The organism is Halioxenophilus sp. WMMB6 (genome assembly GCF_033283405.1).
Classification (GTDB): Bacteria; Pseudomonadota; Gammaproteobacteria; order Pseudomonadales; family Cellvibrionaceae; genus Halioxenophilus.
On record NZ_JAWMQR010000010.1, the window covers coordinates 41,033 to 64,595 of the forward strand.

At 57.0% G+C, this 23,563-nt stretch carries 19 protein-coding genes; 16 read left to right on the plus strand and 3 right to left on the minus strand.

The window, feature by feature from the left end; translation table 11 throughout:
• The first annotated feature begins 17 nt into the window (after positions 1 to 17).
• From SBL51_RS19545 to SBL51_RS19565, 5 genes are read left to right on the plus strand one after another with little or no spacing between them, the layout of a single operon-like run.
• Complete coding sequence (locus tag SBL51_RS19545; RefSeq protein WP_317932822.1) at positions 18 to 764, plus strand: SURF1 family protein; 747 nt, start codon at positions 18 to 20, stop codon at positions 762 to 764.
• 48 nt (positions 765 to 812) lie between these two features.
• Positions 813 to 1,424: a hypothetical protein gene (locus tag SBL51_RS19550; protein WP_317932823.1), complete on the plus strand. Its 612-nt coding sequence runs from the start codon at positions 813 to 815 to the stop codon at positions 1,422 to 1,424.
• Between the two features lie 8 nt (positions 1,425 to 1,432).
• Positions 1,433 to 2,572, plus strand: a complete 1,140-nt coding sequence (locus SBL51_RS19555; RefSeq protein WP_317932824.1) for a COX15/CtaA family protein — start codon at positions 1,433 to 1,435, stop codon at positions 2,570 to 2,572.
• Entirely contained in the window at positions 2,544 to 3,476 is a 933-nt protein-coding gene (cyoE, locus tag SBL51_RS19560; RefSeq protein ID WP_317932825.1) for a heme o synthase, read from the plus strand. Before SBL51_RS19555 ends, cyoE begins: the two co-directional genes overlap by 29 nt.
• Positions 3,473 to 4,168: an SCO family protein gene (locus SBL51_RS19565; RefSeq protein ID WP_317932826.1), complete on the plus strand. Its 696-nt coding sequence runs from the start codon at positions 3,473 to 3,475 to the stop codon at positions 4,166 to 4,168. The genes cyoE and SBL51_RS19565 overlap by 4 nt, the downstream gene beginning before the upstream one ends.
• A gap of 818 nt (positions 4,169 to 4,986) precedes the next feature.
• Here the strand turns inward: SBL51_RS19565 and SBL51_RS19570 are convergent.
• Positions 4,987 to 5,937, minus strand: coding sequence for a lysophospholipid acyltransferase family protein (locus tag SBL51_RS19570; protein WP_317932827.1), 951 nt, complete (start codon positions 5,935 to 5,937; stop codon positions 4,987 to 4,989).
• A 280-nt stretch (positions 5,938 to 6,217) separates the two neighbouring features.
• Here SBL51_RS19570 and glyQ point away from each other — a divergent pair, with 280 nt between their 5' ends.
• The 7 genes from glyQ (at position 6,218) to SBL51_RS19605 (ending at position 14,530) form a co-directional block, all read left to right on the plus strand.
• A complete protein-coding gene (glyQ, locus tag SBL51_RS19575; protein ID WP_317932828.1) occupies positions 6,218 to 7,192 on the plus strand; it encodes a glycine--tRNA ligase subunit alpha in 975 nt (324 codons plus the stop codon).
• On the plus strand, positions 7,189 to 9,264 hold the full coding sequence (gene glyS / locus SBL51_RS19580) for a glycine--tRNA ligase subunit beta (protein ID WP_317932829.1): 2,076 nt from the start codon (positions 7,189 to 7,191) through the stop codon (positions 9,262 to 9,264). The genes glyQ and glyS overlap by 4 nt, the downstream gene beginning before the upstream one ends.
• Before the next feature lie 18 nt (positions 9,265 to 9,282).
• Positions 9,283 to 9,828 (plus strand): HAD-IIIA family hydrolase, encoded by a 546-nt coding sequence (locus tag SBL51_RS19585; RefSeq protein WP_317932830.1) that lies wholly within the window; start codon positions 9,283 to 9,285, stop codon positions 9,826 to 9,828.
• Positions 9,829 to 9,907: 79 nt separating this feature from the next.
• Positions 9,908 to 10,633, plus strand: coding sequence for a lysophospholipid acyltransferase family protein (locus SBL51_RS19590; RefSeq protein ID WP_317932831.1), 726 nt, complete (start codon positions 9,908 to 9,910; stop codon positions 10,631 to 10,633).
• Between the two features lie 1,085 nt (positions 10,634 to 11,718).
• A complete protein-coding gene (locus tag SBL51_RS19595; RefSeq protein WP_317932832.1) occupies positions 11,719 to 13,326 on the plus strand; it encodes a sodium:solute symporter in 1,608 nt (535 codons plus the stop codon).
• A 45-nt stretch (positions 13,327 to 13,371) separates the two neighbouring features.
• On the plus strand, positions 13,372 to 14,175 hold the full coding sequence (locus tag SBL51_RS19600) for an enoyl-CoA hydratase/isomerase family protein (protein ID WP_317932833.1): 804 nt from the start codon (positions 13,372 to 13,374) through the stop codon (positions 14,173 to 14,175).
• Positions 14,176 to 14,350: 175 nt separating this feature from the next.
• Complete coding sequence (locus SBL51_RS19605) at positions 14,351 to 14,530, plus strand: hypothetical protein (RefSeq protein WP_317932834.1); 180 nt, start codon at positions 14,351 to 14,353, stop codon at positions 14,528 to 14,530.
• Between the two features lie 886 nt (positions 14,531 to 15,416).
• Here SBL51_RS19605 and SBL51_RS19610 read toward each other — a convergent pair.
• Positions 15,417 to 15,776 (minus strand): GFA family protein, encoded by a 360-nt coding sequence (locus SBL51_RS19610; RefSeq protein WP_317932835.1) that lies wholly within the window; start codon positions 15,774 to 15,776, stop codon positions 15,417 to 15,419.
• Between the two features lie 640 nt (positions 15,777 to 16,416).
• Between SBL51_RS19610 and SBL51_RS19615 the strand changes: the two genes are divergently transcribed.
• The 4 genes from SBL51_RS19615 to SBL51_RS19630 all read left to right on the plus strand — a co-directional run bounded on the left by SBL51_RS19615 (position 16,417) and on the right by SBL51_RS19630 (position 21,665).
• Positions 16,417 to 16,578, plus strand: coding sequence for a hypothetical protein (locus SBL51_RS19615; RefSeq protein WP_317932836.1), 162 nt, complete (start codon positions 16,417 to 16,419; stop codon positions 16,576 to 16,578).
• Positions 16,579 to 17,063: 485 nt separating this feature from the next.
• The gene (locus SBL51_RS19620; protein WP_317932837.1) at positions 17,064 to 17,741 is read left to right on the plus strand and encodes an RNA polymerase sigma factor; all 678 of its coding nucleotides are present in this window, start codon (positions 17,064 to 17,066) and stop codon (positions 17,739 to 17,741) included.
• A gap of 3 nt (positions 17,742 to 17,744) precedes the next feature.
• Positions 17,745 to 18,932 (plus strand): FecR family protein, encoded by a 1,188-nt coding sequence (locus tag SBL51_RS19625; protein ID WP_317932838.1) that lies wholly within the window; start codon positions 17,745 to 17,747, stop codon positions 18,930 to 18,932.
• 156 nt (positions 18,933 to 19,088) lie between these two features.
• Complete coding sequence (locus SBL51_RS19630) at positions 19,089 to 21,665, plus strand: TonB-dependent receptor (RefSeq protein WP_317932839.1); 2,577 nt, start codon at positions 19,089 to 19,091, stop codon at positions 21,663 to 21,665.
• Between the two features lie 352 nt (positions 21,666 to 22,017).
• Here SBL51_RS19630 and SBL51_RS19635 read toward each other — a convergent pair whose 3' ends face one another.
• Complete coding sequence (locus SBL51_RS19635) at positions 22,018 to 23,319, minus strand: FAD-binding oxidoreductase (protein ID WP_317932841.1); 1,302 nt, start codon at positions 23,317 to 23,319, stop codon at positions 22,018 to 22,020.
• Positions 23,320 to 23,563 lie beyond the last annotated feature (244 nt).

Genomic DNA, 23,563 nt, shown 5'->3' on the forward strand with positions numbered 1-23,563 from the left:
CAGTAGCAAAGTAACTTATGCCTGGAATTGCAGCAATAAGAAATATCCAGTGGCAGATTAACAAAACTGCAGCGCTCTTTTTTTGCTGTTTTTTTGTAATGTTTATTGGCCTGGGTTTTTGGCAGATTGAACGCGCCGGCCAAAAAAAAGTGTGGCTCGAGACACGCGGGTTTAACGCTGCGATTGAACCACAACAGGTCAGCTGGTTAAGTGACTTTACCGGCGGCGAATTTTCCCGGGTCTCGCTGCGCGGCCATTATGATCTTACGCACTACTGGCTGTTACAAAATCAGGTGCTCGACGGCATCGTCGGTGAGGATCTGTTGGTGCCGTTTATCACCGGCGCGGGTGAGGCGGTGCTGGTTAATTTGGGCTGGCGGGAAGAGAGTGTCTGGCGGAAAAACAGCGGCCAACCGCAACATCTGCCCTCCGGGGCCGTGACCATTACCGCGGTATTGCGCAAACCCTTCGATCTGCCTTTCGTCAGTAATATTTTTGAAGGCGGGCAGGCGTCGGTGTTAGAGGTGGTGCCCGGCGATTTTCCCTATACCAATCTGGAAGCCAACTGGTATCTGCAGCTGGACCCAAGCCAACCGGAAGCCTTGCTTACCCATTGGCAAATGAACACCATTACCCCCGCCAAACATATCGGCTATGCCGTGCAGTGGTTCACCATGGCGGCGGTACTGCTGTTCGCGTTTTTAGTCACCAACAGTAATCTGGTCAGTTTGTGGCGTGTCCCCAAACAACAGCGTCAGCGCTAACTATTGCCGGATCTTTTTGCTAATCAACTATAACGATAAGGCGCAATTATGGCATTAAACCCCACACTCCCCGCCAGCGAGACCGCCAAGGGCCCCGGCCGGCTAACCCTATTTTTCATCTGTTTAACGGTGATGGCGCCGATGATCGGCGCCTACTGGATTTACGAAAGCGGCCGCGGCATTCCCCAGTCGACCATCAATAAAGGCCAGCTAATTGCTCCGGCGGTGTCGATTGCCGGGCTCACCTTTTTCGACCAGAACCACACCGCCCTGCCCTGGACCGACGCCCACCAGTGGCGCATGGTCACCGTCAGCCAGGGCGGCTGTGACAAAGGCTGCCAGGATAACCTCTACGTCACCCACCAGGTGCACGTGCGCCTGGCGAAAGAGGCGCACCGCATTCAACGGCTGTTGCTGTTGGTCAGCAACAGTCCCGATTTCACCCAGTTGCCGGAAGCGGCCCTGGTCGACTCCGGCCTGACGGTGGTTTCGATCAGCCCCGAAGCCTGGGCCGCTGCCAACCTGCAACGCTCCGATAACGCCAGCGATATCGTGATTGTTGACCAGGAGGGGTTTGCCATGATGCGCTACGACAGCCGCCACACCGGTAACGATCTGCTGGCCGATCTCAGCCGCCTGCTCAAGTACTCCTACGAGTGAGGGCCGCCATGCAAGCATCGGATCGCACCCTGCAACTGGCCCTTAAACTGACCACCGCCGCGGTGCTGCTCGCCTGCCTGGTGGTCAGCCTGGGCGCCTTTACCCGCCTCTCTCACGCCGGCCTCGGCTGCCCGGACTGGCCCGGCTGCTACGGCCATCTCACCTGGCCCAGCTCCGCCGAAGAGGTGGCCAGCGCCGAAGCGCGCTTCCCCGAATCACCCGTCGAGCAGGATAAAACCTGGCCGGAGATGGTACACCGCTACTGCGCCGGCACACTCGGCCTGCTGGTAATCGCCATCACCCTATTAATCTTCCGCGCCGCCTATCGCCAAACCGACGACGGGCCGACACCGCCGGTAAAACACGCCCTGCTGATCTGCGCGGTGATCGTGCTGCAGGCGCTGTTTGGTATGTGGACGGTGACCCTCAAGCTCTGGCCGCAGGTGGTCACCGCCCACCTGCTGGGCGGCTTTACCACCCTCACGCTCATTTGGCTGTTGCGCCTGCGCCTGAAGGCCCTATGCCAGGGCCAGACGGCACCGGTTCCCGCCCAGCGCGTACACAAAGGGCCGCTGCTAGCCGCTCTCTCGGCACTGGCGGTGGTGGTGCTGCTGCAGATCGCCCTGGGCGGCTGGACCAGCGCCAACTACGCCGCCCTGGCCTGCCCGGATCTGCCCACCTGCCACAACCAGTGGTTGCCGCAAACCGACTTCAAAGCCGGCTTCAATATCGCCCAGGCGATCGGTCCCAACTACCTGGGCGGCCAGCTGGAGGGGCCGGCGCGCACCGCCATTCATATCACTCATCGCGCCGGCGCCGTGCTGGTTACCGGGTTGATGCTGGTCTGCTTATGGCTGCTGGCGGCGGTACCCCGGTTGCAGCGCCACGCCTGGGGGCTTGCCGGGTTGTTAACGCTGCAGGTGAGTTTGGGCATCGGTAATGTGCTGCTGTCGCTGCCGCTGGCTATCGCCGTGGCCCACAATGGCGTCGCCGCACTGCTGCTGATGACCGTGCTCACCACCCTCTACCGTTTGCAGGTGCCGGCCGCCGTCAATGCACCCGGCCGCGCGCACTCATCACAACCAAACTTATCACAATCACACATCGGAGGTGCTCGCCATGAGCCAGTCAACCAGCCTGCTGTATAGAATCGGTGCCCGCTCCGGCGAGTGGCGCAACTACTGGGAGCTGTGCAAACCCAACGTGGTGATGGTGATGCTGATTACCGTGGTGATCGGCATGCTGCTGGCCCGCACCCAGCTGCCGAGCCTGTGGCTGGTGCTGGTGGCCAACCTGGGCATCGGCTTTTGTGCCGCCTCCGCCGCCGTGGTCAACCATGTGGTGGACCGCCATATCGACCTGAAGATGGTGCGCACCAGCCAGCGGCCGGTAGCCACCGGCAAGGTGGAGCCAGCCCGGGCGCTGGCCTTTGCCGGCCTACTGGGGCTGGTCGGCATGAGCGTGCTGCTCACCTGGGTGAATGCGGTTACCGCCTGGTTAACGCTGGCTTCCCTGCTCGGCTATGCGCTCATCTACACCCTCTTCTTAAAGCGCGCCACGCCGCAAAATATCGTTATTGGCGGCATCGCCGGCGCCGCGCCGCCGCTGCTGGGCTGGACGGCCGTGACCGGCTCCATCGACGGCCCGGCGCTGCTGCTGGTGCTGATTATCTTCGCTTGGACGCCACCCCACTTCTGGGCTCTGGCCGTGCACCGCAAAGACGACTACGCCAACGCCGGCATCCCCATGCTGCCGGTCACCCACGGCATCGGCTACACCAAGATCCACATCCTGCTCTACACCCTGATTCTGCTGTCGGTATCACTACTGCCCTTTGTCACCGGTATGTTGGGTTGGCTCTACCTGCTGGCGGCGGTAAGTCTTGGCGCCGGCTTTATCGGCTATAGTCTGTTGATGCTGAAAGCGCCGGGTAAAGAACACGCCATGGCCACCTTCAAGTACTCCATCATCTATTTGCTAGCGCTGTTTGTCGCCATGCTGATGGACCACTACCTGATCGCCAAACCCGAGCTCTACACAGGTGCCCTATGACCGCTGTTGTTGAAACCTCTCCCCTGCCCACCCGCACCCGGCGCGGGGTCTGGCTGTCGGTGGCCAGCTCGGTGCTGTTTATGGCCATGGTGCTGTTACTGTTTTTAAACCGCTTTCTGCTACCCACCCACCTCACCGCCGAGCAGCTCTCCAACGACGCCGTGCGCGTGCTGCAGGAGCCTCGGCCACTGGTGTTGGGCAACCTGCAAAATCAGCTGGGCGAGCCGGTGACGCCGGCCTTCTTCCAGGGCCACTGGAGCCTGCTCTTCTTCGGCTTTACCCACTGCCCAGACATCTGCCCCACCACCCTCTATGAGCTCAACCGCGCCATCAAACAGCTGCCTCCCCAGTTGGCCGCCAAGGTGCAGGTGACCCTGGTCTCGGTCGACCCGGCGCGCGACACCAGCCAAGTGATCGCCGACTATGTGCAACAGTTTAACGACGGCTTTACCGGCATTACCGGCGAGTTTGTCGACCTCAAGCTGTTTGCCAACAGCGTCAGCGTGCCCTTTGTGAAGGTGCCGGTGACCGGCCCCCACGCCCAGCACATGGGCGCCAACGCCTACCAGATCGACCACGGCGCCCAGCTGGTGGTGGTCAATCCGGACGGCAACTACCACGCCTTTTTCAAGGCGCCCATCGAGGGCGATGTGGTCGCCAAGCAGCTGCCTGCCATCGTTAACGCCTATTAATCGCCCAATGGGGTTGGGTTTAACCCCGTAATCCATTTAACCCGCGCATGGGCGACCACCGGTCGCCCCTACGGGGTGGGCTTTACTGCGGGGATTACATATTGCCTGCGGTGGGGCGATCGGCGATCGCCCAGGGGGTTGGATTTAACCCCGTAATCCATTTAACCCGTGAATGGGCGACCACCGGTCGCCCCTACGGGGTGGGCTTTACTGCGGGGAGTTACATATTGCTTTCGTAGGGGCAATCGGCGGTCGCCCAATGAGGTTGGATTTAACCCCGTAATCCATTTAATCCGAGAATGGGCGACCACCGGTCGCCCCTACGGTGTGGGCATTACTGCGGGAGTTAAATATTTGCTTTCGTAGGGGCAATCGGTGATCACCCAAAGGGGTTGGAATTAACCACGCAATCCATTTAATCCGCGAATGGGCGACCGCCGGTCGCCCCTACGGTGTGGGCATTACTGCAGGCGTTAAATATTTGCTTTCGTAGGGGCGATCGGCGATCACCCAAAGGGGTTGGGTTTAACCCCGTAATCCATTTAATCCGTGAATGGGCGACCACCGGTCGCCCCTACGGGGGTGGGCATTACTGCGGAGGTGACATATTGCCTGCGGTGGGGCGATCGGCGATCACCCAAAGGGGTTGGGTTTAACCCCGTAATCCATTTAATCCGTGAATGGGCGACCGCCGGTCGCCCCTACGGTGTGGGCATTACTGCGGGCGTTAAATATTTGCTTTCGTAGGGGCGATCGGCGATCGCCCAAAGGGGTGGGTGTAACTCCGCAATTAATGAATCCGCGGATGGGCGATCGCCCTAAAAACGGTAGGGCCGCTCCACACCGGGCGGCTGCTTGCGGTAGCGTTTGTACTGCCACTGATACTGGCTGGGAATCTGGTCGATACAGGCCTCCACCGATTCATTCAAACCGCGCAGGGCCACGGCCATCTCCTCGGCGTAGATGGCCGGTTCCGGTTCGGCAAAGACGATGCGATAGCCCTTCTTCACCCGCTCGCAATAGGCCATCACCATCAGCGACCGATGTTTCTTATAGAGCTGGTGGATCATGGTCATGGTCAGCGCCGGCTTAGTGTAGAAGTCGGCGAACTCACCGGCGCCCTCCATCGGCACCTGGTCCGGCAGAATTCCCACCACCTGGCCGCTCTTCAGCGCCTTCACCACCTTGGCCACACCGCCGCGGTCGGCGGCGGCAATATTGACGTTGCGCAGGCGGGCATTGGCGATCATGGCATCGACGCTGGGCGATTGCGCCGGCTGGTACATCACCGTCGTCCCCGGTGCCACCACACCCAGATAGCGGCCGAGCACCTCCCAGTTGCCCAAGTGCGGCGCCAGCACAATTACGCCCCGGCCAGCCTTCTGGGCGCGCTCCAGCAGCACCTCGTTGGCCACCTCCACCACCGCGCTCCTCAACCACTGGTTTTCGCGGAACCATACCGCCGCCATCTCCAGGGCGGTTTCGGCGCTGGCGATCATATTGGCTTTGGCCAGCCGCTCGCGGGCGGCTTCCTCCAACTCGGGGTAGGCGTAGCTGAGGTTCTCCCGGGTCACCCTGGCCGCCTGAATATCGAGTGCCCACAGCAACCGGCCCAGGCAGTGGCCAAACAGGCGCAGCATGGTGAAGGGGAAGAGCGACAGCAGGCGCATGGCGACCACCAGCAAGCGCCCTTTCACATCCCAGCCAGCGTTGGTGCGCTTGGCGAGTCGCTTCTGTTTGCGTCCGGGTGGATTGGCTGGTTGCTGCATAGCTGATCGTGGCTACCTGATAAGAGGGGGGCGCCAAGCCTACCCCAGGTGGGGTTGGTGGCTCAAATATTTGTTGGCGGCCCGGTAAAACCCGAGCCTGGCCAGCCGGCGATGGCTTATTTTAGAGTAGAACCGTCCATTCTGCGCTAAATGCCCGGAAATTAAGCGATTTGCGAGATGAGATATTAGTCTGAGCCGTCTATAATCCGCCCTCCAGATTGTGACACCCAATCAAACAGCAATACCCAGTCAAACAAACCGCATAACAGGGGCGATAGCCGTGGCCGAAAGTAACAGCGCACCCAGCGCCGACGTCAGCACCTTCCAGGGGCTAATCTTTGCATTGCAGCAGTTCTGGTCTGAACAGGGCTGTGTGATTTTGCAACCACTGGATATGGAAGTGGGCGCCGGCACCTTTCACCCCGCCACCGTTCTGCGCGCCCTCGGGCCAGAGACCTGGAACGCCGCCTACGTACAGCCCAGCCGCCGCCCCACCGATGGCCGCTTTGGCGAAAACCCCAACCGTCTGCAGCACTACTACCAGTTCCAGGTGGTGATGAAGCCCTCCCCGCTCAATATTCAGGAGCTCTACCTGGAGTCGCTCAAGCGCATGGGCGTCGACCCGCTTACCCACGACATCCGCTTTGTTGAAGATAACTGGGAGTCGCCCACCCTTGGCGCCTGGGGCCTGGGTTGGGAGGTATGGCTGAACGGCATGGAGGTGACCCAGTTCACCTACTTCCAACAGGTGGGCGGCATTGAATGCTACCCGGTCACCGGTGAGATCACCTACGGCCTGGAGCGTATCGCCATGTACCTGCAGGGAGTCGATACCGTCTACGACCTGGTCTGGGCGGTCAGCCCCAATGGCGACAAGGTCACCTACGGCGACGTCTTCCACCAAAACGAGGTGGAGATGTCGCACTACAACTTTGAAGAGGCCAAGGTGCCCTTCCTGTTCCAGTGCTTCGACGAGTACGAGAGCGAGAGCAAGCGCCTGGTCGAAAAGGGGCTGCCCCTGCCCGCCTATGAGATGGTTATGAAAGCATCGCACACCTTTAACCTGCTCGACGCCCGCCACGCCATCTCCGTGACCGAGCGCCAGCGCTACATTCTGCGCGTGCGCACCCTGGCCCGCGAAGTGGCTCAGGCCTACTTCGACCGCCGCCTGGCACTGGGCTTCCCGCTGGCGCCGGAGGCGCTGCGCAACGAGGTGATCGCCGCCCACAGTAACAACCAAGGAGAGTCCGCATGAGTTTCGATTTCCTGGTTGAACTGGGCACCGAAGAGCTTCCACCCAAGGCCCTGAAGAGCCTCTCGGCCGCCTTTTTGGAGGGCATCTGCCAGCGCCTGGTCGCCCTCGACCTCAGCTTTGACGCCAGCCAACCCCTGGCCGCCCCCCGCCGGCTGGCGGTGATTATCACCAACCTGGCCGAAAAGACCCCGGAGAAAAGCCAACAGATCTGGGGGCCACCGGCCAATATCGCCTTCGACGGCGATGGCAACCCCACCAAGGCCGCCCTCGCCTTCGCCAGTAAGAACGGCGTGGAGGCCAGCGCCCTGGCCACCGCCAACGACGGCAAGGTCGACAAGCTGGTGGTCAACAAGAGCGTCGGTGGCGAGGCCACGGTTGAGCTCCTGGCCGGCGTGGTGGAGCAATCCCTGGCCGAGCTGCCTATCCCTAAACGCATGCGCTGGGGTGCCAGTCGCACCGAGTTCGTCCGCCCGGTGCACTGGCTGGTAATGCTCTACGGCGACGAAATTGTCCCCGGTGAGGTATTGGGCCTGAGCGCCAACCGCCAGACCTACGGCCACCGCTTCCACTACAACCAGCCACTGTCGCTGCAGACGCCGCAGGAGTACACCAAGCTGCTGGCCGACCCAGGCTACGTGCTGGTCGACTTCGAAGCGCGCCAGGCCACCATTCGCGAGCAGGTTAACGCCGCCGCCGCGGCCATTGGCGGTAACGCCGTCATTGAAGACGATCTGCTCGATGAGGTGACCGCCCTGGTCGAATGGCCGCACGCCCTCACCGGCCAGTTCGACGCCGAGTTCCTGGCGGTACCGGCCGAGGCGCTAATCTCCTCTATGTCGGAACACCAGAAGTATTTCCACGTGGTCGATGGCGACGGCCAGTTGATGCCCTACTTCATCACCATCGCCAATATCGACAGCCGCGACCCGGCGGCGGTGATCGCCGGTAACGAACGGGTGATCCGCCCGCGCCTGGCCGACGCCGCCTTCTTCTTCGAAACTGACAAAAAACAGCCCTTCGACAGCTTCCGCGAGCGGCTACAGACTATCGTCTTCCAGGCCCAGCTCGGCAGCCTCTATCAGAAGAGCGAGCGCATCGGCAAACTGGCCGCCGCCATCGCCGACAAGCTCGGCTACGACGTCGCCATGGCCATTCGCGCCGGCGAGCTGTGCAAGTGCGACCTGGCCTCGGAGATGGTGCTCGAGTTCGACAAGATGCAGGGCATTGCCGGTAAGTATTACGCTGCCGCCCAGGGTGAGCCGACCGAGGTGGCCGAGGCCCTGGCCGAGCACTACCTGCCCAAGTTCGCCGGTGACACGCTGCCCACCACCCACACCGGCCTGGCCGTGGCCCTGGCTGACCGCCTCGACACCCTGGTCGGTATCTTCGGCATCGGCCAGCAACCCACCGGCTCCAAAGACCCCTTCGCCCTGCGCCGGGCGAGTGTCGCGGTGCTGCGCCTGTTGATTGAAAAGCAGCTGCCGCTCGACCTCTCCGAGCTGGTCGCCATCGCCGGCGGCCAGTACGCCGACCTGCCCAAGTGCGAAGGGCTGTTGGACCGGGTCCTGGGCTATATGCTCGAGCGGCTGCGCAGCTGGTATGAGGATCTGGGTATCTCCGCCGAGGTGTTCCTGGCGGTGGCCGCCAAGCAGCTGACCACGCCACTGGATATCGACCAGCGCATCTACGCCGTGGCCGCCTTCACCCAGATGGAAGAGGCCGAAGCCCTGGCCGCCGCCAACAAACGGGTCTCCAATATTCTCGCCAAAGAGGCGGTCGATACCACCGAACTCAAGGCCGAGCTGCTCACTGACGCCGCCGAACAGGCCCTGGCCGCCGCTCTGGCCGAGGTCACCGCAGAGGTGGCGCCACTGCTGGCCGAGGCCGACTATCAAGCGGCGCTGCAACAGATGGCCGCCCTGCGCCAGCCGGTGGACGCCTTCTTCGACCAGGTAATGGTAATGACCGACGACCTGGCGGTGCGCAACAACCGCCTGGCGCTATTGAGCCAGCTGCGCGATCTGTTCCTGCAGGTGGCCGATATCTCCCTGCTTGTACCCGCCAAAAGCTAGCGCCGGCACCGCTGCCCGATGAGATTGGTGGTTCTTAACCGCGAGGGGGTATTGCAGCCCTACCAGACGGGTGTCCAGGCCGGTGCCCAGGCGGAGCCGGCGGCGAACTATGCCGCCACGGCCGACGCCCTGGCGCGCCTCAGCCAAGCCGGCTTCACCCTGGTGGTGGCCAGCAACGAGCCGGGTATCGGCCAGGGCCTGCTCGACCTCGACGACCTCGAGCAGAGCCACGCCCGGCTTAACGACCAGGTCGAGAACCGCGGTGGCAGCCTCGCCGCCTTCTTCTACTGCCCACACGCACCGGGGCAGAGCTGTAACTGCCGCAAGCCGAAAACCGGTCTGATCGACGCCATAGAACTGGAGTTCGCCTACCCGGCCGACCAGATGCTGCTGGTCACCGATAACGGCGACGACATCGAACTGGCGCGCCAGGTGGGCGCCACCGCGCTGTTGGTCACTACCGGGTTGGGTACCGCCACCCTGACCGAACTGGCCGAGGCCGAGCGGCCGGCCAACTTCACCAATCTGACCGCCGCCGCCGACCATATTTTGCGGCACTATTAATAAAGCGATGACAATCACTAGCCGCTTTGATAATCCATAAACCCACGAGCAAGCGACCAAGGCCGACCTCTGCGACTCCATGAATCTGATCCGATCGACCCTCTTTAATGTCTACTACACCATCATCACCATCACCATTGGCCTGCTGGCGCTGGTCGCCTACCGCCTGCTGCCCAAACGCGCCAGCAGCGCGGTGCTGCTCAGCTGGAACCACGCCGTTATCCACGGCCTGCGCCTGCTCTGTGGCGTGCGCTTTGTGCAGCACGGGCAGCTGCCGGCAGGCAAGCAGAACTACGTGATCATGGCCAAACACCAGAGCGCCTGGGAGACCTTCTACCTGCAAACCCAATTCCCGCCACTCAGCACCATCCTCAAACAGGAGCTGCTGCGGGTGCCGATCTTTGGCTGGGGACTGCGCCTGCTGGAGCCGGTGGCCATCGACCGCGCCAACCCCATACAGGCACTGAAGCAGGTGAAGGAGCAGGGCATCGACCGCATTCGCCGAGGTCGCAACCTGATGGTCTTCCCCGAGGGCACACGCATGGCCCCCGGCGAGAACGGCAAGTACGCCCGCAGCGGCGCCGAGATCGCCATCGCCACCGGCGTGCCGATTATCCCCGTGGCCCACAACGCCGGCCACTGCTGGCTCAACAAACGCTTTGTAAAACAGCCCGGGCTGATCACCGTGGTGGTGGGCCCCCCCATCCCCTCCGAGGGTAAAACCTCCCGCCAGCTAACCGACGAGGTGCGCCACTGGATAGTCACCGAACAGGCCAAGATCGAGCCGCCGGCGGCCGGCGAATAGCCTGCGCCCCTCTTGCCTCCGTTCTAACCAACCTCCGTATCCATTTAACCAGCCGATGGGCGACCACCGGTCGCCCCTACGGGGGTGGGAATAACGGCAAAGGTGAAATATCACCTACGGTGGGGCGATCGGCGATCGCCCAAAAGGGTTGGGTTTAACCCCGCAATCCATTCAATCCGCAAACGGGCGACCACCGGTCGCCCCCACGGGGGCCGGAATAACGGCGAAGGTGAAATATCACCTACGTAGGGGCGATCGGCGATCGCCCAACGGGGTTGGGTTTAACCTCGAAATCCATTAACCCACAAACGGGCGACCGCCGGTCGCCCCCACGGGGGCCGGAATAACGGCGAAGGTGAAATATCACCTACGGTGGGGCGATCGGCGATCGCCCAAAAGGGTGGGTTTAACCCCGCAATCCATTTAATTCAACAGCGGGCGACCGCCGGTCGCCCCCACGGGGCCGGAATAACGGCGAAGGTGAAATATCACCTACGGTGGGGCGATCGGCGATCGCCCAACGGGGTTGGGTTTAACCTCGAAATCCATTAACCCACAAACGGGCGACCACCGGTCGCCCCCACGGGGGCCGGAATAATGGCGACGGTGAAATATCACCTACGGTGGGGCGATCGGCGATCGCCCAACGGGGTTGGGTTTAACCTCGAAATCCATTAACCCACAAACGGGCGACCACCGGTCTCCCCCACGGGGGCCGGAATAACGGCAAAGGTGAAATATCACCTACGGTGGGGCAATCGGCGATCGCCCAACGGGGTTGGGTTTAACCTCGAAATCCATTAACCCACAAACGGGCGACCACCGGTCGCTCCTACGTGGGTGGGAATAACGGCGAAGGTGAAATATCACCTACGGTGGGACAATCGGCGATCGCCCAACGGGGTTGGGTTTAACCTCGAAATCCATTAACCCACAAACGGGCGACCACCGGTCGCCCCTACGGGGGTGGGAATGACGGCGGAGGCGTAATCTCGCCCCTACCCACCCCCTTTTCAAACCCTCCAAACTTGATCTCTCGCCCTGGTGCTTTAAGGTAGACCCTTAAATCATGCCAAGGAGAGACCATGGTTCAGGCACTGCACTGGCTGGATTGGCTGGTGATCGGCATCTACCTGGTCGGGCTGATCGCCTGGGCGGTCTACCTGTCCAAGGGCCAGGAGGACCGCGCCGACTACTACCTGGGCGGCCGCAAACTGGGCGCCTGGCCGGTGGCCATCTCGATTATGGCCACCCAGTGCTCCACCAATAGCATTCTCGGCGCCCCCGCTTTCGTCGCCTTTTCCGCCGCTGGCGGCCTGCTCTGGCTGCAGTATGAGCTGGCTCTGCCGCTGGCGATGATTCTGTTGATGCTGGTGGTGATGCCGGTGTTTCGCCACTTCCGGCTGGTCTCCGTCTACCAATTTCTCGAGCAGCGCTACAACCTCTCCACCCGCCTGCTGTTGAGCGGCCTGTTTCTCTTTATTCGCGCCTTTGCCACGGCCGTCACCGTCTACAGCATTGCCATTGTCATCGACCTGATCACCGGTATCGGCTTCTTCTGGTCGGTGCTGCTGCTTGGCGCCTTTACCGTGCTCTACGATGTGTTTGGCGGTATGCGTGGGGTGGTTTACAGCGATATTTTGCAGATGGCCATCTTAGTGGCGGTGCTGGCGCTGCTGTTCTGGCTGCTCACCAGCAACGCCGGTGGCTTGGCAGCCATGTGGCAGCAGCTCCCCGCCGAGCGCCAGACAAGCCTCGACTTTCGCCACCACGGCCTCGGCGACGGCTATACCTTCGCCTTCTGGCCGATGCTGATCGGCGGCTTTTTCCTCTACCTCGCCTACTACGGCTGCGACCAGAGCCAGGTGCAGCGCGAGCTCTCCACCCGCGATATCGACGCCACCAATCAGGCGTTGCTGCTCAACGGTCTGCTGCGCTTCCCGCTGGTGCTGCTCTACTGCCTGGTGGGGGTAGGCATCGCCGTCTATGCCGCTAACCACCCGGGCTTTTTAACCGCCCTGCCCGGCGCGGCCGAGGGCAGCCCCCAGTACAACCTGGCGGTGCCACTCTACATGGTTAACTCCCTGCCGCCGGGGGTGGTGGGGCTGGGGCTGGTGGCGCTCTTTGCTGCAGCCATGTCGTCGCTCGACTCTGTGCTCAACTCACTCAGCGCCACCACCATGGAGGACTTTATCGTCCGCTTCCGCGCCGAGCCCTTCAGCGACCACCAGGAGATCTGGGCCTCACGCGGGGTGACCACCCTCTGGGGGGTGATCACCCTGTCCATGGCCTTCTTCGTCGGCGACATCGCCCCCACGGTGCTGGAGGCGATCAACAAGATCGGCTCGTTGGCCAACGGCTCCATTCTGGCGGTGTTTATCGTCGGCCTGTTCAGCCACCGCATCACAGGCTGGGGTGTCTGCCTGGGGTTGATTGCCGGCATTGTCGTCAACGCGCTCTGCTGGCAGTTTCTGCCGGCCCTCTCCTGGCTCTGGTGGAACCCTTTAGGCTTTGCCGTCACCGCCCTGGTAGCCAGCAGCAGTTTGCTGGTGCCGAGCGATAGCACTAAAATCGTCCACCTCGCCACCGCCGCCCGGGTACTGCGCGAGCAGGCGCGCTACAACTGGTGGTGGTTAAGCCTGCTGCTGGTGCTCTGGTTTGTGGTGCTGCTGCTCTTTCTTCTGTGGCTGTAACGCTCTTGTGGCGATAGGCCCGCCCCACTCGCTTAGGAGTTAGCCATGGCCTCTATTAACACAAGCAAAGTTGCCACCGAACGCCTCGGTCCGGTGACCCTGGTGGAGCTGCAAAACCCACCTCACAACTTTTTTGATATCGACATCCTTACCGAGCTCGCCGATACCATTCTGGCGCTCGACGACGACCCCGACTGCCGCGCCATTGTGCTCGCCTCTCAGGGCAAGAACTTCTGTGCCGGCGGTAACTTCGGCACTGGCGCCGCCGGCAGCGGCTACGACACCTTCAACCGCGACAACTTCGCCAGCGAGATCGGCAAGGTCTACGGCCAGGGGGCGCGCATCTTCGCCAATAAGAAGCCCATCGTCGCCGCCGTACAGGGCAGCGCCACCGGCGGCGGCCTGGGCTTGTCGCTTACAGCCGACTTCCGCGTCGCCAGCCCGCAGAGCAAATTCTGGGCAAACTTCACCAAGCTCGGCATCCACACCGGCTTTGGTGCCACCGTCACCCTACCCCGCGTCATCGGCCTGCAGGCCGCCCACAAATGGTTGATGACCGGCCGCCGCATTGGCGGCATCGAGGCCGAGAAGATCGGCCTGGTCGACCACCTGACCACCAATGAATTGATTCGAGCCGACGCCATCGTCCTGGCGCAGGATATCGCCGGCAACGCCCCCCTGGCGGTAGCCTCCATCCGCGCCGCCGTGCGCGAAGGGCTGCAAGCGGCGGTAATGGCCGCCATTGAGGTGGAGGTGCGCGAGCAGAGCCGCTTGCGGGTAACGGAGGATGCTGAGGAGGGGATTCGATCGATTGCCCAGAAGCGGCCTGGGAGGTTTTTGGGGCGGTAGTTTTTTCTATCTTTGGATCTCTGGTTCGATTGCCATTGAGGGTAGTTGAGTCCCGCTTTCTAGGCATATTACATTGAGGGTTACTCCTGCTGGCATCTGGCGAAATCATTACCCTTGATTGGTTTCGATTGCCGTCGGGGGTTCCGGGTCCCGCCGATGGCAATCGAAAACACCTATGCCTAAGCATCGCTATTTTTTCAGTGACGCCGGCCATTTGGAAACTTTTTTGGCATCATTTAGGCGGGATGGTGAACTAGCAGCTATGGAGCAGATGCAAAAAGAGAAGGATATTTATGAGCGCAGTGTTTTGCCTGAGTATTGCTTTGAAAGCTCTGAACACCCCGAGAATCTTTAACTTCCTTTAGATTGATTTTTTATTGTTATCTTTAACCTGAGCTAGCTTCTAAGGTCTTATCTTATATATTACAGAACTGTATTCTACGGGCGTGAAATGCAAGACTTAGCCCCGATATTTTGTTTTGGTTCACTGCACAAAGGCGCGATAGATTAATGATCCGACACCAAACAACAGCCAAGGCCAAATGGTAATTTGTAGAAAAACACATAGACGTTTTGTCGATTTATCGATCTCATATTGAAAGTATTGGCCTAAACCTATAAAGCCTAGTGTAAAGCTCCACTGGGAGAATCCGTTAACAAAGGGAATGGGCTTCCAGCATTTTTATAAATCTCGGGATACTGGCTCTCCAACCTCAACACAACGATTGTGTTGAGAATCCAGAAAATAGGTAAATATCCAATAATCATCCAGACCATACTTAATTTGTATAACGCTCGTTATATTGGCTAATCGAGGCTACTTATTGGGTAGTCCATCGGCATTCAACGCTGTGACTATTGTTGCGATTATTGGGTTTATATTCGAGGCGTGACAAAACATTCCTTCAACTTCGCCTGATCTATACCTGACCGTGTGATTACGTGATCAACTCGGCTATTTATACTCAAGTTAAAATCACTTTCTTCCGCTAGCTCTTGGTATGTGTGATTCCTAATAGCTAAACTGCAGTGCAATGACCTTTCGAAATAGGTATCTCCAGCTGCATAGTCTTCTGCAAGTGTAAGCAACTCTAAAATGACCACGCCTTCCATTTCCAACCGATAGGCATCACTTTGTTCATTATCTAAGTGGAAAAAATATAACCACAAAGAGCTGGCTATCAATGCACCAAGTCCGAATACGATTAAATATCTACTTATATTTATGAGATTCATCTGCCTTATTCGGCCTCATCATGCTCAGGCAATAGCTTATTGATGGTATACCAGCTAGCCTTTTGCGACACCCAGATATGGGCTTGCTCCTGCGCTTGTGGATCATCGTCCAGTGATCCAAGGCGCAATATCACGTGCTGGGCGCTAGCTCTTTTAGCGTAAATCTGGGTACCGCAGTTGCAACAGAAATATCGCCTTTTGCCCGGAGAAGATTCAAAGGATTGCAAAAAGTCTACACCGGAAACCTTGAAATCCTCTTCTGCCACCGCCGCCACACTGGAAAATGCAGCGCCGTGCGCCTTTCTACAGGTCTGGCAGTGGCAATGAACAATGTCACCCACCTTACCGGAGATTTGGTATTTCACTTGGCCACAAAGGCAACTGCCAGTAATCATTGGAACCTCGATCTGTGTTTAGGCCTCGTCCAGCTTTATACCGCAGTGCTGGCAATACCTAGGTACTAGTGGCCAGATAAATAAACTATAAATTACGCCATATGGTTTATGGCAGGAACGACACCGAATCTGATTGACTTTGAATAACATCAAAAGAAGCATAACCATGTAACTCAATACGAGTACTATGATGGCAAAGGCCCCTAGCCCAAAATGGCCGGCGGCTTTCAAGAGGAGCCACTGACCACCAACACACAACAAGCCAGAGGTATACAGAAGTAGATATGCTCGTTGCTTAACATTCATTTGACCAGGCCTCATACGCGCATTGGGGTCAGGCATAGCGTTACCCGTTTTAGATACGGATTCAAACCTCACCGCCGTGGTTTTACCAGCGATTAAATATCAATAAATTTATTCAATGGCATGAAAATTTGGGGTCGAGTCTCCTCTTTTGATCGTTAAATTAGGCAAAAGGCAGAACTTGACCCCTGAATTCGTTCGTGTCCTGTTAGCTAGCTATCTTCCGTTCAAAAAACAGGAAATTCCACATAATTGATCTAAACTTTTAACAGTTACTATTTCATACAACCTTATGGAATGCACTGTTATGGAAAAGAAGAAAAAATTCGTTATAGAACAATTAGATGAGGCCCTGGAAGAGCGGCAGCAGCCGGATAGACGGGTAAGTAACCAGGGCTTTGAGAACCATGCCCCAGAGGAAAGACGAAAATACGACCGACGTGGCGCCAGCAAGAACCCCGAAAAATAGCCACACCACTTGCAGCCCTGAACAGGGCTGTGAGCGCCCGCCTCATAGGGTATAGATAACAGCCAGGTGGCCAGCCAAAGCTATCCTACCTCCTATACTGCGACTTCCCCCGCAATCAACACAGTCCATCGCAACAGTTCTCTCCTGTGGCATGCTGATAGCCCTACTGGAGCAGGCTTGGCGCCCCGTTTACACAAGAGTACGCAATGGGTCACCCTGATATTCTCAGTCAAAAGGCAAGACATGACCCTAGCATTTACAACTCTGAAGCCACAACCCCTACACCATAGCCTCTGCGTTGACGCGCTATCTGTACTGACTACCTTCTAAGAACACTCCATAACCCTTACTATTGGCTACAATCAACTTTTTTCCGCCAGCACTGGAGGGTTTGGTGCTCTGATCGGTTATATATCCAGATTAGCTTTAAACGTGGTGGTTGAAAGTATCGCGTACAGTGATGGATAGGGAGCAGCACCTTACCGATGAATAATAATCATAATAGTGAGCGGGGTGGAAACGAAAGGGTACCGGCGCCTTCGGATGAACCCAAGTCCATGGCCGCTAGGTATCGTGTGTTGGACGTATTTATGCAACAGCAGGCTCCGCTGCGGCGTTTTATCTCGCGGTTTCTGGTTCCTGCTCAGGATATTGAAGACATCGCTCAAGAGGCGTTTCTAAGAGCCTATGAGACCGAAAAGAAGCGCGCCCTCGACGAGCCAAAGGCGTTTCTGTTTCGCATTGCGCGCAATTTGATGCTCTCAGAGTTGGGTAAAAAATCGCGTAAGGTCACCGATTACATCGACGATATCGAATCCGTCGATACCCAACTGCGTACTCAACCGCTTGAAGAGTGTGTCGCCAGCCAGCAGAAGGTGGGGATTTTATGTGAGGCGGTTGCCACATTACCCCCGCGATGTCGCAAAGTGTTTTTGTTAAAAAAGGTCTATGGAATGCCGCACAAGGAGATCTCCGAGCAGTTGGGTATTTCGGTTAGTACCATAGAAAAGCATCTGATTAAGGGCATGCGGCAATGCAACGCGATATTGCAGGAGCGCTATGGCAATGATCTCCAGGTTCAAGACTCCCAGATTAATATCGCCAAGCCCAAAGGCTCACCCGGTGCGTCGCCAGCAGCCAGTGCGTCTTCGCGGGAGGGGTGAGCCATGGATAATGTGGTGGAATTTGCCAATAAAAAGCAGATAGAGACAGAAGCCTGCCAATGGGTATTAAAGTTTGACAGTAAGCAAGCGCCTACCGACGCCGATATCGAACAGTTAAAACAGTGGGCAGCTCAGAGCGCTGCGCACCGCGAAGCGTTAGTTCGCTATTCCAACCTTTGGCAAGATATGAACGTGTTATCCGAGCTGCTATTACCCCTGCAAGAGAATCACTCTAACCCAATGGGTTTCGGGCGTAAATTTGCGGCTTGGCTGATGATGCCCTGGTTTATGCTGATTAACTTTGTCAAATTGGTGTTTGGCGCTTCTGCTCGTGTGGTATTGCCGGTCGCCGGTGTGGGCGCTGCCGCAATCTTAGTTCAGGCTGTCTTCATTTGGGGATTTCCGAAGGAGCATTATCAGGCGTCGTTCATATCGAGTATAGGGCAGCAACGCACGTTGAACTTACCCGATGGCTCGGAAGTTTGGTTGAATACCAACAGTGTGGTTGATGTGGATTTTACCCGTGCGGTTCGCCATATTAATTTAGTGCGCGGCGAAGCCTATTTTAAAGTGGCCAAAGACGCGCAAAGGCCGTTTGAAGTCTACACCGGTTCGAACATGGTGCAGGCGGTAGGCACCGCGTTTTTAATCCGAAAAAAATCCGATGCTATTCAAGTAACTGTTACCGAAGGGAAGGTGAATGTTGCTGCTTTGCAAGCCGAGACATCAAAACAAGCAGATCCATCACACGCCCCGAAATTTGCGGCTAACAATAGCGTCACCAGTGTAGAAACATATACGAAGACTGGCAGTGAACACTCCTCCAGAAATATCTCCACGATACTAGGCTCTCTCTCGGCCGGGCAAACCGTGACCGTAGCCCAGAGTGCCAGTGATTTAAACAATGCTGCCCAATACCAACAACAAGAGGTGGAGCGGCAATTGTCTTGGCGTGAGGGGTTGCTGGTGTTTTCGGGCGAGCCGCTGTCTGAGGTGGTCAATGAGGTGAGCCGGTATACGACCATTAAAATCACCCTGGCGGACCCTGAGTTACAATCGTTACGCATCGGTGGGCAGTTTCACACGGGGGAGACGGAAGCCCTGTTCGATATATTGGAAACGGGCTTTGGTTTAAAAATCAGCCGACTCAGTGACAGCCATGTGACCATAGAAAAATTCAGCCAGGATTAAACCCGTTACTTTCCAACCATTTACACCAACAAATATTTAAAGCAATAACCATTTATAAAAATCAATTGCAATACCTACTCTTACTCTGTACGGCAAACACTGAAACTTGTGCATACCATAAAAATAATTTTAGCAAGCAATAGCGGGTTTTATTCTTTGAGCAGTTATACCCTACGCAAGGTGGCAAATTTGTCGTCGGCATTGAATATGTCGGCGTTGGTTTGCCTGTGGGGTATGGCCATTTTGGTTTGCGTTGGGGCGCCAATAACATTTGCAAAGGATCAACTCGATATCCTATTTGATTTGAATATTCCTGTTCAGCCTTTGCCGGATTCACTTACCCAGCTATCAAACCAAACCGAAACACCCATTCTCTTTCCCTACGACCTTGTGCAAAACCGGGTAAGTAACGCAGTTACCGGGCGTTATACCGTCAAGCAGGCCATCGGCATCATGCTTGTCGATACCGGCCTTGTTGGCGGCTTATCCGATAAGGGGGTGCTAATGATTTTAGACCTCGAAACCGCAGAACAAAGAATAACAAGGGCAGAGAACATGCAGAACAAAAATAATATCCTTGCGTCCATTTTGGGATTTATCGTCGGCACCACGGCAACGCAATCGGCGTTGGCCCAGCCTGATGAGCAGAAGAGTTCCATTAAAAAGAATGTCATTGAAGAGGTGATGGTGACGGCGCAAAAACGCAGTGAGCGGCAATTGGATGTGCCCATGTCCATTACCGCGATTTCGCAAACGACCTTGGCTAATTCCGGCATTACCTCAACCGGCGATCTGAGCCAAATCGTACCTGGCCTAACCACGGTGAGCAATGGCCTGGCATTTACGCCCTCGATACGGGGGATCTCTTCCTCGGGCACATCTCCGGGTGATGAAACCAATGTCGCCGTCTATCTCGATGATGTGTATCTCGGAGCGCCTATTGCCGGTTTGTTTCAAATGAAAGATATCGAACGCATCGAGGTGTTAAAAGGCCCACAGGGTACGCTGTTTGGTCGTAACGCCACCGGCGGCGCTATTCGTATCGTGACAAAATCGCCCTCATTTGAGCCTGAGTTCGAAGTCTCTGCCGAGTACGGTTTTGACTTTGACGCGGTTACGCTGGGTGCCTACGCCACAGGGCCTATCACCGAGCATGTCGCCGCGTCCATCGGCGCTTACTACAGTAAAGACGACGGCTACGTGGATGGCATCGCCGGTTTAGAGGGCCAGAAGTTTTCCATCACCGACGACAGCGGTGTGCGCGGTAAATTAATGTACGACGCAAGCAACAATTTTACGCTGACCTTAACCGCGGATACCTCGGAAAAAAGCGATGACCGTATGTTTAACTTGGTTCCCCGCGACAAGCGCAATATTAATGAAAGTACACCAGGCGTCATTTTGCCCGAGCCGTATGAGTTGGGTGCCTCGGTGGAGCCGATTTTTGATATCGACTCCTGGGGTACCTCCCTCACCGCCGAGTGGGATTTGGAATCGATAAATATTCGCTCTATCACCGCCTATCGAGAAGTAGAAGGCGAATATCAAACCGATACCGACCGTACCAACCTCACCGTGGCTTCGTTATACCTCACTCAATTTCAAGATACACTCAGCCAGGAGGTAGTGTTTTCTGGTGGGTTCAGTGAATCGTTAAATTGGCTGGCAGGAATTTATTATTACGATTCCGAAGCGGGGGCGCCGGTTTTCCAATCCTTCGGCAGTGGCGGTGACGCGCCAAATGGTACGCCAGTTTTTAGTTTTACCAGCCAAGTGGATACGACGGCCTATTCAGCCTTTGGTGAGCTCAACTATTTCGCTACCGATAAACTGAGCTTTATTTTTGGTTTGCGTTATGGCGACGAAAAGAAAGCCTATCAATATGAGAATATTTTTGGTGGCGTTGCCGACGAGAGTGAGCGTTGGGACAGCACTACCTATCGTATTGTGGGGCGTTACGATTTAACCGACGAGGCTAACGTTTACGCCTCTTACAGTACCGGCTTTAAAAGCGGCGTGTACAATGCCTATGCAATTCCGACCACAGGCCCGGTTGAACCCGAAGAGCTGGATGCGTTTGAGCTGGGGGTAAAAGCGCGGGTAGCGGGCTTCACGCTAACCGCCGCCGCCTTTGCGTACAACTACAACGATATTCAGGTGCAAGGCCAAACGTTTCTGCCTGATGGTACCTGGGTGGTGTCACTCAGTAATGCCGCCGAAGCGGAAATTCGCGGCTTTGAACTATCGGCCAGTGGTGCTATCACCGATACTATTTCATTTAACATCGGCTACTCCGGTTTACCCAGCGCGAAATACAGCGATTACACTGGTGCGCAGGTGTTAATTCCCAATGACGTCACCGGCGGCACCATCAATACTGTTCCGTATGATGCCACCGGCAGCCGCATTATTCGCGCGCCCAAAAGCCAATTCAACACGCAACTTATTTTTGAAAACGAATTGGCCGGCGGTTTATTTCATGCCGCGATTAACTACTCCTACAACGATGGCTTCTACTGGCAGCCCGGTAACTACACTCCGGAAGAGTCTTTTACCATCGTCAACGCCCAAGTCTCATGGACCACACCGGGCAACACCTATAAGTTTTGGTTGGCCGGAGAGAATCTTACCGACGAGGAGTACAGCTCATACACCGCGACCACCGCGGTGGGTATAGCCGATGCCTTTGCCCAACCATCGCAAGTGAACCTTGGTGTATCTGCGCAATTCTAACCCTTCAACGATAGATAACCTAAGGCTCCTATCGGGGCCTCAGGTTGTTGCTCAAATTTTTCAGGCCGCTGCGGAACTCGAGCTTTTTGTGAAAGTTCTCAAACAGACCTCGCTCGGAGCCCCAGGAATCCTCCGCTACTCGTCCGCTACGCATGGGGTCCAGGCAAGACAAGCTTGCTAAAGGAGAAGGGTGCCGCCTTTTCTGCATGCCGCGAGTTAGCCTACTGCATCCATGGCCATCGGCGATCCCCGCAATCCCCCGATGGCAATCGAAATAATTTAATTTAAATTTTTCTCAAAACTAAAAAGATGCACAAAAAATTAATAACTAATTTTAAGAAAAAATAAAAATCTAAATTCCCAGTTTATCCCGAATCCCATAATAAAAGGCCCCAATCGCCGTATACGGCACCCGCATTAACCGTCCCCCTGGAAACGGATAATGCGGCAACTGAGCAAATGCATCAAACCCCTCACTCTGCCCCTGTATCGCCTGGCTTATCAGCTTGCCGGCCAAGTGCGTGGTGGTCACTCCGTGGCCACTATAGCCCTGGGCATAGATTATCGATTTGCCCAGGCGGCCAAATTGCGGCAGGCGGCTGAGGGTTAATAGAAAGTCGCCACCCCAGGCAAATTCAAACTTCACCCCTGTTAACTGCGGGAAGGTCTTCTCCAAATGGCCACGCACAAATTTTTCAATGGAGGCCGGGTCACCGCCGCCGTAGGTAACGCCGCCCCCGTAGAGCAGGCGGAAGTCGCCGGTGATGCGGTAGTAGTCAAGTTTGTAGTTGCAGTCCTCCACACAGTAGAGGGCGGGAATCAGCTCCCGGGCGCGTGCTTCGCCGAGTACCTCGGTGGTGATTACCTGGGTACCACAGGGCATGGATTTGGCCGCCAGTTCCGGCACCAGACCACCCAGGTAGGCGTTGCCGGCGATCACCAATGTGTTGCAGCGCACCTGCCCGTGGGCGGTGCGCACCAGCGGTTTATTACTGCGCTCGATGCCAATCACGGCGGACTCTTCAAAAATTTTTCCGCCCAGGCTTTCAATAATAGTGGCCTCGGCCAGGGCCAGGTTGAGCGGATGCAGGTGGCCGCCGGACAGATCCAACATACCGCCACAATAGGCGGGTGAGTTCACCTGCTGGCGAATCTGCCCGCCGTCGAGCAGAGCGAGTTGATTGTTGCCATAGCGCTGCCAGAGGCGTTGCTGGGCCTCTAAATGTTTCATCTGGTTTTTATTAAAGGCGGCGAAAATACCCCCCTCTTTGAAGTCGCACTCGATCTGGTATTTTTCGATCAGCTGGCGAATGATCTGGCCACCGCTGAAGGCCATATCGCCCAGCAGCTGGGCCAGCTCCGGCCCGTGGTTGCGTTCGATCACGTCGATATCGCGGCTGTAGCTGTTAACCAGCTGGCCGCCGTTGCGGCCGCTGGCACCAAAGCCGATACGGGCGGCTTCCAGCACCACCACCTTATAGCCCGCTTCGGCCAGGTGCAGGGCGGTGCTGAGGCCGGTGTAACCGGCACCGATGACGCAGACATCCGCCTCTAATGATTCAGCCAAGGCCGGCCGTTGGCAGGTGTCGTTACGGGTGGCGGCGTAATAGCTGGTCGGGTAAGAACTTGATAACGCAGGGTTGGTCTGTGGCATGGTTGGCACTCGTGCTGGGGTAAAAGCAGCGCAGCAATGGTATCGGTTTGTCCACCGCAGGCGATGCTATGTGCTCTGGCTTAACAATTAATACGTGGGCAATTGGCAATAAATCGGCCACGCTTAATAGCTATTCTCTTGCATATATCGATCAATCGGGCAATCGACCTTGTAATTGCCGATTATCCCCCAAAATTAGCCCACTAGGCTGCCGATTTTTTACCTACAAAGTGTGTGGCTAAAA

Excerpts from the sequence above, each read along its gene's own strand:
- SBL51_RS19545 (WP_317932822.1), top strand. The coding sequence starts at position 18 with ATGCCTGGAATTGCAGCAATAAGAAATATCCAGTGGCAGATTAACAAA.
- SBL51_RS19550 (WP_317932823.1), top strand. The coding sequence starts at position 813 with ATGGCATTAAACCCCACACTCCCCGCCAGCGAGACCGCCAAGGGCCCC.
- SBL51_RS19555 (WP_317932824.1), top strand. The coding sequence starts at position 1,433 with ATGCAAGCATCGGATCGCACCCTGCAACTGGCCCTTAAACTGACCACC.
- cyoE (WP_317932825.1), top strand. The coding sequence starts at position 2,544 with ATGAGCCAGTCAACCAGCCTGCTGTATAGAATCGGTGCCCGCTCCGGC.
- SBL51_RS19565 (WP_317932826.1), top strand. The coding sequence starts at position 3,473 with ATGACCGCTGTTGTTGAAACCTCTCCCCTGCCCACCCGCACCCGGCGC.
- SBL51_RS19570 (WP_317932827.1), bottom strand. The coding sequence starts at position 5,937 with ATGCAGCAACCAGCCAATCCACCCGGACGCAAACAGAAGCGACTCGCC.
- glyS (WP_317932829.1), top strand. The coding sequence starts at position 7,189 with ATGAGTTTCGATTTCCTGGTTGAACTGGGCACCGAAGAGCTTCCACCC.
- SBL51_RS19585 (WP_317932830.1), top strand. The coding sequence starts at position 9,283 with ATGAGATTGGTGGTTCTTAACCGCGAGGGGGTATTGCAGCCCTACCAG.
- SBL51_RS19590 (WP_317932831.1), top strand. The coding sequence starts at position 9,908 with ATGAATCTGATCCGATCGACCCTCTTTAATGTCTACTACACCATCATC.
- SBL51_RS19595 (WP_317932832.1), top strand. The coding sequence starts at position 11,719 with ATGGTTCAGGCACTGCACTGGCTGGATTGGCTGGTGATCGGCATCTAC.
- SBL51_RS19600 (WP_317932833.1), top strand. The coding sequence starts at position 13,372 with ATGGCCTCTATTAACACAAGCAAAGTTGCCACCGAACGCCTCGGTCCG.
- SBL51_RS19605 (WP_317932834.1), top strand. The coding sequence starts at position 14,351 with ATGCCTAAGCATCGCTATTTTTTCAGTGACGCCGGCCATTTGGAAACT.
- SBL51_RS19615 (WP_317932836.1), top strand. The coding sequence starts at position 16,417 with ATGGAAAAGAAGAAAAAATTCGTTATAGAACAATTAGATGAGGCCCTG.
- SBL51_RS19620 (WP_317932837.1), top strand. The coding sequence starts at position 17,064 with ATGAATAATAATCATAATAGTGAGCGGGGTGGAAACGAAAGGGTACCG.
- SBL51_RS19625 (WP_317932838.1), top strand. The coding sequence starts at position 17,745 with ATGGATAATGTGGTGGAATTTGCCAATAAAAAGCAGATAGAGACAGAA.
- SBL51_RS19635 (WP_317932841.1), bottom strand. The coding sequence starts at position 23,319 with ATGCCACAGACCAACCCTGCGTTATCAAGTTCTTACCCGACCAGCTAT.